The sequence below is a fragment of the bacterium genome, from assembly GCA_040754625.1.
Taxonomy (GTDB): Bacteria; JACRDZ01; JAQUKH01; order JAQUKH01; family JAQUKH01; genus JAQUKH01.
Genome location: JBFMCF010000011.1, coordinates 1 through 14257 on the forward strand (window position 1 = coordinate 1; position 14257 = coordinate 14257).

The 14257-nt window shown below is 36.8% G+C and carries 14 protein-coding genes; 6 read left to right on the forward strand and 8 right to left on the reverse strand.

Annotated elements, in window-relative coordinates; translation table 11 throughout:
* Nucleotides 1-147: 147 nt before the first annotated feature.
* Nucleotides 148-801 carry a carboxypeptidase-like regulatory domain-containing protein gene (locus tag AB1498_00555; protein MEW6086791.1) on the forward strand — a complete coding sequence of 218 codons (654 nt, stop codon included), beginning with the start codon at nucleotides 148-150 and terminating at the stop codon, nucleotides 799-801.
* Between the two features lies 1 nt (nucleotide 802).
* On the opposite strand, the gene AB1498_00560 is transcribed toward AB1498_00555, so the two are convergent.
* The gene (locus tag AB1498_00560; GenBank protein ID MEW6086792.1) at nucleotides 803-2014 is read right to left on the reverse strand and encodes a ChaN family lipoprotein; all 1212 of its coding nucleotides are present in this window, start codon (nucleotides 2012-2014) and stop codon (nucleotides 803-805) included.
* Between the two features lie 156 nt (nucleotides 2015-2170).
* Here AB1498_00560 and AB1498_00565 point away from each other — a divergent pair, with 156 nt between their 5' ends.
* Both AB1498_00565 and AB1498_00570 read left to right on the forward strand, forming a co-directional pair.
* The gene (locus AB1498_00565) at nucleotides 2171-2992 is read left to right on the forward strand and encodes a formyltransferase family protein (protein ID MEW6086793.1); all 822 of its coding nucleotides are present in this window, start codon (nucleotides 2171-2173) and stop codon (nucleotides 2990-2992) included.
* Complete coding sequence (locus tag AB1498_00570) at nucleotides 2989-4983, forward strand: DUF2723 domain-containing protein (GenBank protein MEW6086794.1); 1995 nt, start codon at nucleotides 2989-2991, stop codon at nucleotides 4981-4983. Before AB1498_00565 ends, AB1498_00570 begins: the two co-directional genes overlap by 4 nt.
* Here AB1498_00570 and AB1498_00575 read toward each other — a convergent pair.
* The 5 genes from AB1498_00575 to AB1498_00595 form a co-directional block, all read right to left on the reverse strand.
* Entirely contained in the window at nucleotides 4980-5843 is an 864-nt protein-coding gene (locus AB1498_00575; GenBank protein ID MEW6086795.1) for a phosphatase PAP2 family protein, read from the reverse strand. The two genes, AB1498_00570 and AB1498_00575, sit on opposite strands and share 4 nt — an antisense overlap.
* 127 nt (nucleotides 5844-5970) lie before the next feature.
* Entirely contained in the window at nucleotides 5971-6963 is a 993-nt protein-coding gene (locus AB1498_00580; protein MEW6086796.1) for an NAD-dependent epimerase/dehydratase family protein, read from the reverse strand.
* Nucleotides 6964-7035: 72 nt separating this feature from the next.
* Nucleotides 7036-7824, reverse strand: coding sequence for a hypothetical protein (locus AB1498_00585; protein MEW6086797.1), 789 nt, complete (start codon nucleotides 7822-7824; stop codon nucleotides 7036-7038).
* 3 nt (nucleotides 7825-7827) lie between these two features.
* Nucleotides 7828-8247: a hypothetical protein gene (locus tag AB1498_00590; protein ID MEW6086798.1), complete on the reverse strand. Its 420-nt coding sequence runs from the start codon at nucleotides 8245-8247 to the stop codon at nucleotides 7828-7830.
* Nucleotides 8248-8277: 30 nt separating this feature from the next.
* A complete protein-coding gene (locus AB1498_00595) occupies nucleotides 8278-8820 on the reverse strand; it encodes a lipocalin family protein (GenBank protein ID MEW6086799.1) in 543 nt (180 codons plus the stop codon).
* 147 nt (nucleotides 8821-8967) lie between these two features.
* On the opposite strand from AB1498_00595, the gene AB1498_00600 reads away from it, so the two are divergent.
* Nucleotides 8968-9723: a hypothetical protein gene (locus tag AB1498_00600; protein MEW6086800.1), complete on the forward strand. Its 756-nt coding sequence runs from the start codon at nucleotides 8968-8970 to the stop codon at nucleotides 9721-9723.
* Complete coding sequence (locus AB1498_00605) at nucleotides 9639-9848, forward strand: hypothetical protein (GenBank protein MEW6086801.1); 210 nt, start codon at nucleotides 9639-9641, stop codon at nucleotides 9846-9848. Before AB1498_00600 ends, AB1498_00605 begins: the two co-directional genes overlap by 85 nt.
* Nucleotides 9849-9858: 10 nt before the next feature.
* On the opposite strand, the gene AB1498_00610 is transcribed toward AB1498_00605, so the two are convergent.
* Entirely contained in the window at nucleotides 9859-13095 is a 3237-nt protein-coding gene (locus AB1498_00610) for a glycosyltransferase (protein ID MEW6086802.1), read from the reverse strand.
* A 41-nt stretch (nucleotides 13096-13136) separates the two neighbouring features.
* Complete coding sequence (locus AB1498_00615) at nucleotides 13137-13736, reverse strand: dual specificity protein phosphatase family protein (protein MEW6086803.1); 600 nt, start codon at nucleotides 13734-13736, stop codon at nucleotides 13137-13139.
* Nucleotides 13737-13962: 226 nt separating this feature from the next.
* Between AB1498_00615 and AB1498_00620 the strand changes: the two genes are divergently transcribed.
* On the forward strand, nucleotides 13963-14124 hold the full coding sequence (locus tag AB1498_00620; GenBank protein MEW6086804.1) for a hypothetical protein: 162 nt from the start codon (nucleotides 13963-13965) through the stop codon (nucleotides 14122-14124).
* The last annotated feature ends 133 nt before the right edge of the window (nucleotides 14125-14257 follow it).

A 14257-nucleotide genomic window follows, 5' to 3' on the forward strand; every position in this document is an offset into this window, starting at 1 on the left:
ACAATATGATGATTATTATACCTCAAAATTTTCTTAAAAACAGGGGGGAGCATTTAAAAAGTTGATTTTTATCGATAATGATAAGGAATTTTAATAAAATGTCAAAGAGATTTTTGACATTACGTAACAGCATAAGGAGAAAAATTTATGAAAAAAATTAATTTTATATCAATATTTCTATTTGTTTTTTCTTTCATTAATCTTACTCAAATCATAAAGGCCAGTTCAATCAGCGGAAAAATATATTCCACAAACAATTACGCATTAAAAGGGATAAAAGTCGAATTAAGAAATTATTCTGCAAAAGATGTAAAAAATCAGTTCTTCTGGGAAGGAAAAGCCAAGCTGGACAATACGTACAGCAACAGCAACGGAGAATATGAATTCAACTACCTTCCGGACGGTGATTATTATCTAACAATTGAATTCCCCCAAAAAATGGAAAAAGTATATGAGTATGTCCAAAAACCGGCGGCGCCCATAAAACTTACCCAGAAACAAAATATAAAAGATGCGGATTTTGAAATGAAACAAACCCTTGCTATAATCTCAGGGAGAATATACAAAAGGAATGCCGTAACTCCATACCCCAACGTGTCCCTGGAACTGTCCTGTAACGGCAAAACATATTATTCCACTGTCACTGATGAAAAAGGCGAATATATGTTTGTATCTGAGCCTTCGGCAGGGCAATGGCAAATAATCATCAAAGATATAAACAAAACTATAACACTCCCTTTAAATTTGGATTTAAGCAAAGCCGATACTTTTGAAAATGTGAATATTAACAGTACAGAATAAATTAATGAGGTTCAGGGGAAGTGATAGTCAGAATTATATCGATTTTCAATGTTTCTCCGCCTCTTAAAATTTCTAATACAGCATGGTTGCCTGGTTTTTCTTTATCCAATAAATAAATTAAATCAGAGACCTCCGTCAGATCCTCATCATTGTACATTGAAACAATATCTCCAGCCAGAATGCCTGATTTTTCTGCAAGGCTTTCAGGAAGGATGCTTTTCACAACAATTTTACCCTGCGTGTCATCTGTCATTATCCCTAAACGAATTTTTTCCTTATCCAAATCAGTATAGTTTACCATCCAGAAGAAATCCGCTGCCGGAATATTTAAATCCGGCAGATCAACATCCATTAACTTGTCTTTTTTATCCTCAGGAATAGATACTTCCCTGGGAATAATAATTTTATATGGGAGAGGCATTTTCCGAAAGGCCCGGCGGGGGATACCAAACCCATACTTTACATGGTTACCGCCTGCCAGGACAACAATTTTCATCCCGTTATTCCGCGTCAAAAAATCAACAAGTGTTTTAGCCATAATTTCATCCCACATAGCCTGAATTTGAATAAATGTGTCCAACCCTCTTCCCGTACTGCCGTGCCCGGAAAAATAAGATTTCATATAACTTATATAATAAGGGTCGTTCATATCTATATCAGGAATGTCTTCGCGGTATTTTTCTCTTGTTATGTCAATACCGCTTATTTTCATGTCTTTTAAAATTTCACGGGGAACATTAAGGCCGATAAGGGGTAATTTTTTTTCTTTAATAAAATTAAAAATATCAGCATAGTATTTATAATTTATTCCCCATGTAGAATACCAGTTTGTCTGTCTGATAAATTCCTTTTCCGTAAGCTCCCCCATCGACCATTTATCCAATATCTTTTGATAAGATTTAGGAAACATTTCCACTCCCACGGAAAGATTATCCGGATACAGTTCATGCAATTTTTTAATAACTTCCAGTTGGACATGATGAGCTTCAATATTATCATGCGTTTCTCCGATATAAATAATCCGCGAATCTTTAATAATATCAATCATATTTTCCACGCTGATTACAAAACCTGTCTGGATATGTATAATATCCCCAGCTTTTAAATTAACCGCCAAATCAGAATAAGATAAAGGCAATTTTGTTTTCTTTAAACAACCGTTAAGAGAGAAAAACAAAAACAAAACTGCAAAAAATTTGAAATATTTTCGCATAATTTCTCCGGTTTTTTATGTATTAATGCTGTGCGCGGCTAATTTTAAGATATGGGCTTAAAGTTGCACAAGATGTTATATATTATATATGCTTTTTGTAAAAAAAATGTAACTTTTTTAAACAATTTTTAAAAGTTTATGATAAAATATGTAGTTATGTCTATTCAACTTATATACACACCCCGTAAAAACCTGCCAATGCGGGTGGCAGGGTTTATGTCCGGCTCAGGGACTAACTTAATAAAAATTATTGAATGGACGAAACAACTTGAGACAGAAAAAGGTAAATCTCCATATGAAATTAGTGTGATATTCACAGATAATAAAAAAAGCAATGCCGGACAGATATCAGAAAAATTTAATATTCCGCTGGAGATATTTGACATCCTTGATTATTATAAATTAAAAGGACATTCTGATAAAAAAGATTTATCTCTTCGCTCAGGATTTGACAGTGAAATAGTAAAAATTTTAGAAAAATATAAAATAGATTTAATCGCATTGGCCGGATACATGAGCATAGTCACTAAACCGCTTTTAGATAAATACAACGGGAAAATAATAAACGTTCACCCCGCAGATTTGTCTATTAAAACAGGCAATAAAAGAAAATACACAGGAGCCCACGCGGTCCACGACGCAATATTGGCGGGAGAAAAAGAGCTTCATTCTACCACGCATATCGTAAGAGATAAGGTTGATTATGGTGAAATTCTTTTGATTTCCGAAGGAATTTCTGTTACTATACCGGATAAATTGTATATTATGGATTTAGACAAATCAAAAGAAAAAAGCCTGCTTCAGGAAATAATTGATAAGCACCAGGATAGGCTTAAAAAAAATGGAGACTGGAAAATTTTTCCGCTGACTCTGCAATATATCGCTGAAGGCCGTTTTGCCATTGACACAAAAGGCAATGTATATTTTAATAATGAACTTTGTAAAGATAATCACAGGCTATCTAAGGAGTCAATATGATTTTATCAAACGAACAAAATAAAACTTATCTTGCCGCTATCTTTGTTTTTATAATAACCCTGGGGATTTACCTAAAAACACTAAATCCTTCTATCTGGTGGGAAGACAGCGGAGAATTAACCACTTCTCCATATACACTCGGGATTACACACCCGCCTGGTTACCCGCTTTTCACTTTTGTTACAAAGGCGGTTATAACTCTTATTCCTGTAAGCAATATCGGTTTCAGGGGGAATATGGCAAACGCTTACTGGGGCGCATTATCCGCCGTCCTTATTTTTTTCATAGTTTTAAAAATTGAAAAAAAACTTATTGAAATAAACAAGACAGACCCGAAAATTTTGTTTGGCGGGTATCTCCCGGCTATTGCATCCGCTATTTTGGCTTCTACCGCCGGTATGATATGGTTATATTCAATCACATCAGAGGAATATACCCTGAATTTATTCTTTATGATGCTGGTTACTTTTCTTTTCCTCTTATGGGAAGAAAAAAGAGATATAAGATATATGTTTTGTGCGTCTTTTATCTATGGCATGAGTTTTGCCCATCATCAGCAGGCAGTTTTGTTTTTTATACCTCTCTTATATTTTGCGGCAGTTACAGACTTTAAGAATGTTTTTGCATGGAAAAATTTTATTATCATCCTGTTTCTTTCTGTTCTGGGATTCAGCGCTTATTTGTATATGCCGATACGGTCCGGCCAACACCCATTTTTAAACTGGGGAATACCTTACACATGGGAAGGATTTAAATTTTCCATTAAGAGGGACCAATATGGGCCGCTCCAGCAGATGCGGGAAATAAAAACATGGATTGAACAAATAAACAGAGTAGGATTTATTGAACAATTTAATGTTTATATTTTCATCTTTGTTTTTTTAGGGTTATACCGGATGCTTAGGAAAAATTTAAAATATACTGTATTTCTTTCATTGGCCACCCTTTGCAGCAGTTTATTATTTATTTTCCTCGTAAACCCTCCTTCTCCCGGTCATATGGTCCATTTAATGCGTAAATTTCTTCTCCCTTTTTATGCCCTTTCCGCCATATGGATAATCTTTGGGCTATGTTTTATATTAGAAAAAATTCACTTTTTAATAAATACAATTAAGCCTGTCAGCCAAAAAATTTGGGCGTTTACATTACTTCCTTTTTTGCTTTTTCCTGCAAGCAACCTGGCCTTACAGTATAAAACCTATGATTATCATAAAAGCTATTTTACCTACGATTTTGTTTATAATATGGCCAATACGCTTGAAAAAGACAGTGTTGTCTGGGGATTTCTCTCTAATGACACTTTTAACTGGTGGTTTTATAATTACGCCGAAGGCCGCAGGTTAGACATCGTAAACATCCATCAAAGAATGATAACATTGCCATGGTATTTTCAGCAGACAAAAGATAATTATCCACATGTAGTTATGCGTCATAACGAATTTCTGGATTGGTATCTGGTACAGGATTTAATATACCGTTCGGTAGTTTTTACAAGAGATTTTATGGCAGATAATCCTAACCGGAACTATTATTATACTTATTTCAGTAAAGACTACCTTCCAAAACGGTATGCTTTAGTTCCGAAAGGAATCCTATTCCGTGATTTGGGCGTGCCAAACAACAATCCGGTAATCGACGAAAAAGTATGGTTAAATTACCGTTATAGGGGGTTAAACCTGGATCATGCCACAAGATGTGACAGGGACAATGAGATTCTACATTTTGTTATTAATTCACATTCATATCTCGCCCAGAAATATATGCAGGAGGATAAATATGAATTGGCGATATATCAATTTCAGATACTATCCCGTATCGACCCGTCTTCACCATATTTCCGCTATTCGCTGGGGTACGCTTATTCTAAAGTCAATAAAATAGATTCAGCCGCAAGAGAATTCAAAAAATTTCTGGAATCAGCTCCGCCCAATTCTCCTGAAGCCATCAATGTAAAGAAATGGTTTATTGCGGTCCAGCCGCGTGTTATTTAAATGAGGGGCCGGGGTTCTGCCGGCCCTTCAAATATTTTATAAATAAAATTGCCTGAATAATAACACCCGGCAGCAGTAATGATCCCGGCGGCAACATCAATAACATAATGGAACCTGCAATAAACAGTGGCAATTGCAAGTAAAATAACGTCAATTAAAAAATAAAGGGACAGCCTGCGGTTATACTTAAAAGAAAAAAAAGTGACTATTAAAGCTACAGCCACATGAGAACTTGGGAATGCCGCCCCGGGTTTTTCAGCATAGGCATAAATAAAATTCATTAAAGGCACAAATATAAATCCTTTCATTTTGGGGAAATCCCATATCAAGGGTCCCACAACCGGCAGGAAAATATAAATCAAATAACAAAAATAAAATGTGAAACTTACTGTAAAAATAAAATGCTGAAACTTTTTAATATCTTTAAAATAAAGAATCAGTCCAAGAACCGGGATTAAAAGATAATAGCTGAAATAAAAAAAATGAAAAATTTCTTTCAGCCATATATAAGGAAACTTTTCAGAAAACCATAAGCTTGGCTGTGATTTAAAAATAGCAAATTCAATATTTTGAAATAACGGATCTAAATATTCCTTAAAAAAAATATGATTCAAACGGCTGGTTTCTTCATATAAAAACGTATAAAGAACCGGCGGATACCAAAAACGCAAAAATCTGATAATTTTATTATTCTGTTTTTTATCAAATAAATAAATTAATAAAAATATCCCCGCGATAATAAAAAGATGGATTAAAACAAATGCAGCCCCGCCGGGCACACTGGGAAAAAAAAGAAGTATTATTAATAAAACTGTTATTATATAACCTAAAGTAAATTTATCGGTTAAATTTAATCGCATATCTTTAAAAACTACAATAAGAAACTGAAAAACTAAAAACTTAAAAACCAAAATACTAAATAGCAAAAAAATATTCCTGTGTATTTATGTTTTTCAGTTTTTTAGTTCTTTGGTCCTTAGTTTTTTATTAAAGCCATCCATTTTCTCTATACCACCTTATAGTCTCTTTCACTCCGGTTTTTAACTCATATTCCGGTGTAAAACCAAGTTTCTTTAATTTATCTATTGAGCAGACCCATCCTTTTTGTGAAATTTCCAAGAATTTCTGCCTGTTTAAAAATGTGGCTTTCCCAAATAATTCTGTTGTAAATTCTGAAATAAAAGCGATGAAATAAAGCAAAAAATCCGGAATAAAAAAAGGTATTGTCTTCTTATTTAACGCTTTTTTGATTTCCGTAAGAATCTCTTTTAATTTATAGACAGTCCCGTCTGAAATGAAAAAAGTTTCTCCTTCTGCTTCTTTACTCTCCATAATAAAAAGAACAGCTTTAACCAGATCTTCTACAAAAATTACGCTGATTTCCATTTCCATATTGCCCACAAAGGGCATTATTCCGCTGTTAATCAGTTTAAAATATGTATAAATTCCCCTGTCCCCGGGACCGTAAACGGCAGTCGGGCGGATAATTGTTATCGGAATCTCGCGGGAAAACTTTTTTAATTCTTCTTCACCGGCAAGCTTACTCTGCCCATAGAAACTTATGGCGTTGGGGATGTCTGCCTCTTTCCTGGGATTTTGTATGGTCCCCGGTCCGGAAGCGGCAAGACTGCTTATATAAACAAATCTTTTTATTTTATCCTTGAAAACCGCGCAGGTTTCGATAAGATTTCTCGTCCCTTCCGCATTGACTGAAAAAAAATCTTCTCTGTTCCTTCCTTTTAACACACCAGCACAATGAATTATATACCCGGGAAAATCACCTTTAAATGAACCAAAGGCATCAACTAACGAGGATTTATTATCAACTGAACCATAAACGTAAGAAACAGGCAAATGTGAAAGAAAGCTGAGATTGCTTGTTTTTCTCACCAAACAACTAACTTCGTAATTCTTTTTAAGCAGTTCTTCAACTATTCTGCTCCCGATAAATCCATTTGCACCCGTAACTAAAACTTTCATAATTTAAGGATTATATCATATAATAAAAACCCTTTCAGCCTAAACAAATTATTTTTCAAATTGATGTTATTTTTATAGTCCTAAATTGGTTAATATTTCCACCCTTGCCTTATAAACTTTTTCACTATAAGTTTCACCGGTTCCCCTGCCTGTTTTATCCATGCTGTCAATCCCTGCCGCAATTTCTTCCCATTTATTAAAAGTTTCACTGATATCATATGATATATTTTGTTCTTTCAAAACTTTCCAGTACCAGCCATTCACATAATTTTCGAGATGAGTTAAAAAACCACCCGGGTTCCATGTTTTAATTATTCTATCTATTTCACCCCTGTTTATTTCCCCGGCCTCAAATCTCAATAAAAACCTTTCTCTTAAACCGTCTAATAATATATCATAATTAATAGACCCGTCCGCCGTCTTTTCCCCATTAAAATTGATTTTTCCCGTCCGGCTGTTTTTTTCTTCCCAAACCAAATTGGACTTTATGTCTATACTTTTATATAAAGGGTGGCTTACTTCAAAAGACATGTGAAAGTATGGATCCGGTAAATATAATCTGCTTCTGTGAATACGCGTATATTTTGGAATTTTATATTGTCCTTTTTCTCCTGTAATCACAGATACCGAATAACAAGGCATTAATCCTTTGATTGAACTTTTCCACCACACCGCCGTAATAACTGCATCTTTTACAGGTTTTCCGTCAACCGAATTTATAATCCGGCCGGTGAAAACAGGAGTTTGATAAACCATTTTTAAAGTCTGGATAATAACAAAAATTACAAATATTATAAATCCTGCAATTTTTACTTTTTTTAACGTGGTCCTTTGAAGATAAAAATTTTCTTGATACTTCATAAATTACAAATCAGTTTTTGAAGGTATTATAAAAGCTTTTTCCCGGCGCCACAGAAATGAATAAAGCCATTTAATGTATGGTTTATTAAAATGGTCCAGTAATATATGCTGTCCAAAACCGATAAGCGTCCCTGTTATCCATAAATTCCAGCCTGTCAGCCATGCAGTCATTAATAAAATAAACAGCAGTTCCCAGCTGTGAAGGCATATATATGTTTTCACATTCAGCTTTTCACTATATATGTGCAAAAATTCTTTCAAATCGAACCTGAAATTAAACTCGATAAGGTAATCAATAAAATGGTCAATATCAATTAAGATGCCGGATAAAAAAGACACAAACGTAAAAATCCACGATTTAAAAACCATATGCAGTATGCCTGAAATAAAAGCGGAGAAAGCGATATGGTATTTTATTTTCATAATATATTATCCCGTCCGGCCCAGAGAAAATTATTTAAAATATCCCCGTTTGAATACAATGTCCTGGTCAACGATTACACACTTATCAACATCGAAATCCAGGTTTCTTGCTACGTCGATCAATTCATTTGCCCGGTCTATACTCAAGGCCATATCCCGTGCCAATATCCAAAAATAAGATTTGTTATTCCCGCATACCAGCGCATATGAATAATTTTCTTTATCCAGAAAAATTATATTATATCCCGTATAAAATGGCCAGCTAAAAGATACTTTCAACCTGCCGGTACCGGGGCTTGAAACGAAATACGCTTTTCCCTTTACCGAAACCCATTTTTTTGTATCAATATTAAACCCGTTGTTTACTATATCTATTCCCCCGTCTTTCCTGAGCGTGTATGTTGCGGATACATTTGTCAACCCTTTTTCAAACTTGTTGTCTAAACGTATTATTTCATACCATGTTCCTGTAAACTTATTAATATCAAAACCATCAACCGCCTTTAAATCTCCAGGGATGCCCACACATCCGGCTGAAAATAAAAATAATCCAAGAAATATAAGTTTTTTCATTTTATATCTCCTTTTGTTTAAAATTATAACAAATTTAGTGATCTGTTACATAAATTTTTAATAATTCATGGGAAAACAATTTATTATATTGATTAAATAATAATATTATGGTATAGGTTAATTTAAAACATAAACGGCTGTTTAAAAATGGGATTATTAACAAAAGGCGCTGCAAATTCCAAAGAGAATCCGCCGGATATTTTATTAGATATAATTTTGTTTTTTGCCACGATTGTCCTGGCGTGGTTCGAAAAATGGGCGGTTAAAGATATCCTGTGGAGTTTATGGATTTCAAGTCTCATTCTGGGGTATAGCTATATTATTACCTCAATTATCTCCGCTCTTTTAAGAGGCAGTCCAGCATTTTTTTATAATGAAGAAAAATCCGCCCGGCTTCCCCTGGAGTTTCAGACCATATTAATGAATATTTTTGTTTTATTTGCTGTATTTATGTTTTTCCGCTGGTCATTATTATTCAAAATGATGCTTATTATTGGTCTGCCGGGTTTTATACTGGCCATTGGGGTAATTTTGCGCGATATTAAGAAATGGGACTTTATCCCGGATACAAACAACCTGCCGGTTCGTATTATTATGCTGCTCCCTATAAGTCTATTTTTGCTTGGATTTTTTACACTCCACTTTTTAGGATTTCATTTTGTCCACAGTATTTTTTTAAACGGCTTTTTCCCTTTGGTCCAGGATAATCCTTTTGGCAAAACGCCCAAAGGGACAATGGTGTTATTTGGGGACTTAACTGTTTTATCAATCAAAAACTACTGGCCTTTTATTGTGCTAAGCGCTTTGTCAAGGACAGAATTTATCTCGCCGCCTTCCGTAACCCTGAAGGCCCGTCTGCGATGTTCAAGCCTTATATCAATGTCATCAGAATGCATTTTATGATTTTTATTATCGGCATTTTAGGCATGCTGGGGCTGAAATCTTTCATTATATATATCACTTTGTTTTTATATTTCTTTCCTTTAAGCCATTTTATAACAGAGTTTAAAAATAAACCGTTAGACTAAACCGGTTTTTTTACGGTTCTAAAACGGTGAACCCATTGCGCAGAACGGCCTGCTCATGCCTGGAATTTAGAATTTTTATATTATATTTCCCCTGGGATATTCCGGCAGGAACAGGGACGCTCAGATTATGATAATCGATAAAATTAACAGGCCCTGCGGTTATTTCCGCCTTAAACCTGTGTATAATCTCAAGCCCAAAGTCCGAATCGGCGATATACGCATAATCTCCCGCGATTTTTACCGCCGCGATATGTCCTGAAGTATCAACACCTCCGGCAGGCAAAGGATATCCGGGGTCAGAAATATCAACAATTTTTAAACCGTCCCGCCCTGCCGCAATATACATGTAGTTTCCCTCAACAAAAATATCCAGGATATTCCCCTGCATTTTAAAACTTGAGGATATTTCCGGATGGCCGGGGCTTTTGACATTTATTACTGTAAATCCCTCCGCAAAATCCGCGGCATAAACATAATTTTCTGAAACGTAAACCCGGCGCACATCGCCCTTTGTTCCTGCACGGCCCATTATAAACGGTTTTTTAGGGTCGCTTATATCAACTATAAACAGCCCCGGTTTTCCCGCGGCAATATAAGCATAGAGGCCTGACACATAAACATCGTAAGCGGTCCCGATTGTATCCAGAGAACTTGCAATCACAAACTCACGAGGGTCACTGACATCGATAATATTTAATCCCCCGTCGCCGGCCGCATAAACAAAATTATCGGAAGCATGTATATCATTAACCGTGCCCGGCAAATCAATGATTCCTGTCATAACAGGATGGGAAGGATCCAGAATATTTATTATATCAATACCGCCGGATTTGTCTGCAAGGTAAATATAACTGTCCATGATGCAAACATCCGCCGCGTCGCCGGGGACCAAGATATTTCCCGCTATTACCGGGCCGGAAGGGTCGCTTATATCTATTATTTCAAGACCCTCTTTTCCATCGGCAACATACGCATAATTTCCGGAAACACAGAGGCCCGAAGCCTGACCCGGGGTTGAAACACTGCCTGAGATGCTGGAATTAATGGGGCTTGTTATATTTATTATCTCAAGGCCTGATTTCCCGGCGGCCGCGTACACGTATTCATCTGCCACAAACAGGGCTTTTACTTCATCCGGGGTCGTTTCTCTGCCTTTTAATAAACGCGGCTGGGAGAAATCAAACAGGCTTATCACCTGCATGCCCGAGAACTTATCAGCAACATAAACGTAACCGCCCGACACGTAAATTCCCTTATCATAACGCCCTGAGGCATAAGTCCTCATCGCGTATCCGGGCGTGTCAATATTTTTTGTCATGACAGGGTGATCAGGATCATCCACATTTATTATATCCACACCGGTCCTGCCAACGGCCGCGTAAACAAAATTGCTGTCAAAAAAAACACCAACCGCCCAATCGGAAGTTTTTAGACTGTTTGAAATAACGGGATGCGAAGGGTCGGATATATTTACAATTGAAAGGCCCATCCAGCTATCCGCCACATAAGCGTAACTGCCGGAAACATAAACATCGCTCGCGTGACCGGGGGTATCGATGCTTCCGGCTATGCGGGGGGCCGCCGGGTCAAATATATCGATGATCTGAAGGCCCGCGTTACGGCAGGCGACATAAGCATAGTTTCCCGAGACATCGATACCTGAAGCATTGCCCGGAATTTTGACATTGCCGGTAAGATAAGGTTTTGAGGGGTCAACAATATTTATATTTACTATATGCAATCCGCTGTTTTTAGCGGAAACATACGCGTAACTGCCTTTAACATGGACATCCTGCGCAATATCGGAAAAGTTTATATTCCCGGATATCACAGGCCTCACCTTGTCCCGGATATTTATTATCTCAAGGCCTGAACTGCCGTCAGCAAGATAGGCGTAATCGCCTGCAATAAATATACCCTGGGTATCACCGGGAGTATCGACACTGCCCGAGATGTAAGGCCCTCCCGTGCTAAAATAGACCCTGCACGTTGAATCAAAATTCTCGCCGTTGATGGTTATTGTGGCGGAAGCAGCACCGTTTGCCGGAATAACCGATTTAATCACAGGCGGGGCGGCGTAAGACAGCCCTTTTAAAAAAATCAAAAACAGAAATAAAAACTTTTGTATAATTGAAACAATGGTGGACGCTGCTCCGGGTTTTGACAAGCGTCTTGCGTTGTCCTGCATTCTTAAAAGCTTATCTTTATCGTCCAGTAATTTATCTATTTTATAAGTTATTGTCGGAAAGTTATTACACCTTATCGCGACTCCCTCCTCCAGAAAATGGTCAGTGTTTCGCGTTTCCTGCCCGGGAATGGGATTTACAATAACAAGCGCCAATCCCCTCGCCAGTGCTTCGGACGATGTCAAACCTCCCGCCTTTCCCACAAGAATATCAGAGGCCGCCATAAAAATATCCATTTCTTTTGTAAACCCTATAATTTTCATTGGATGACTGGAATTTTTTGATTTCAAAAGTTTGTTTTCGAGGTTTTTGTTCTTTCCGCAGATTACAATAATCTGAACAGGATTCTTTACATTCTGGACAGATGAAACCAGTGATTCCACAGGCCCGACCCCGAAGCCTCCCGCGGAAACCAGTATCGTTGTCCTGTCAGGATTTAAACCGAGTTTTGACCGGGTATCTTTTTTCGATTTTTCAACGGAAAAAACAGGGTCAATCGGAATACCTGTAATATGAATCCTTTCTTCCGGGACACCTAAAGCTTTGAGATATTCCTTGGTTTCTTCGATGGCAACAAAATACCAGTCAATGTCACGGAATATCCATGTCGCGTGCGCGTCGAAATCCGTAATTACTATCCCGATTTTTGAATTTATAATCCCCTTTTTTCTTAGATGAAGAAGAATTACAGGGGGCAGGAAATGCGTGCAGATTATAATATCCGGATTTTCATTCTTTATTAATTTTATCAAAGGCGTGCTGTTAAGTTTATCCAGCGCCAACCTTCGTTTAAAAAATTTTCCGGGCTTGTCCAGTTTATTATAAATCCAGCCCAGTAAATCCGGACCTTTATTCATAAGCTCAACATATAAATCCGAATAAAGCCTCTTGAAAACCGGATTGGTATACTGTAAAACCTCAATGTGCCTCGCATTGATACCTTTACCGGCAAACGCGGATACAAGCGCGTCCGCCGCCCTTAGATGCCCGGCACCTGCGGCGGCTGAGAGAATCATTATTGAATTTTTGCCTGATGGATATCCTTTGATTCTGTTTAACATGCCTTCTTTCATTTTATAGTGTAAATTTTATCAATATTTTTCTACTTTATCCCCGTCTTCTTTTTTATTTCTTCAACATCCGCTTCTTTTATAAATTTAACAATATTCCCCCATATCTCATGAAATCCGAAATCGCCTTTGGTCATTTCCTCGATTGCCTCATCTTTCGTCCAGCCAAGGGCCGCAATCCTATACATCGCAACCATAAGCCCCGTCCTGTCCGCACCATGCTGGCAGTGGACAAAAACCGGCGTTTTTGTTTTATCAGTTACAATCTTTAAAAATTTTACAACCTCTTTTTCTTCCGGATGCCATGCTTTTACATAAAGATGTTCTCCTTTAATGTCAGTGGTCCCTATTTCATCCTTATCCGAATGAAATGACCGCAGATTAATAACAGTCTTAATTCCCATCTTTTCTAATTCCCTAATTCCTTCAGAGGTCGGCTGGGCCCCTCTGTATAATTCATCCGTAACTTTGAAAAAATTAGGCAGTCCCGCTTTCTCAACAGGTATTGCCCAATGTTTTGCTTGAAAAATTTTATTGGAAGTCCCTTCTGATTCAGCATACAAAAATCTATACAAGGATATAAAACTGACCATTTGAAAAACAACCAGCAGTCTGAGGATATGATTCTTCATTACCTGCTCCTTTGAAATAACTGTATTATAACAATTCAATAAGTTAATATAAAGAAATTTTTGATTCCTCTTCCTATGATCAATCTATATAAAAATTATGCTTGCAAAGTTTGATTTAATATAATAGCATATATTGAGATCAAAGGAGAAAATTTGAAAAGAGTACGCATCGATAACGAGGTTTCCAGCGCATTGAAAAACAAGGCGAAAGAAAAATAATTCTTTTATGCTGGAGGTCATAAAAGAAGCCTTGGGTCTAAAGAAAAAAAGAAGTATTGTACATACCGACCTGGATCATCTGGCCGGCACATGGAGTGAGAAAAATTTTAAAGATTTCAAAAATAAAACTCATGATTTTGAGGCCATCGACAAAGATATGTGGAAATAATCGAAATAATGGTCTCTGCTGACCCTTGTTTAGACAAGCGGCGGCCATTTGCCCTGTTAAAAATCTGGAGGTTGAAATTATTCGAATATTGTCTTTTATAAAATCAACATTTTGTTCATTTATAACCTGCTCA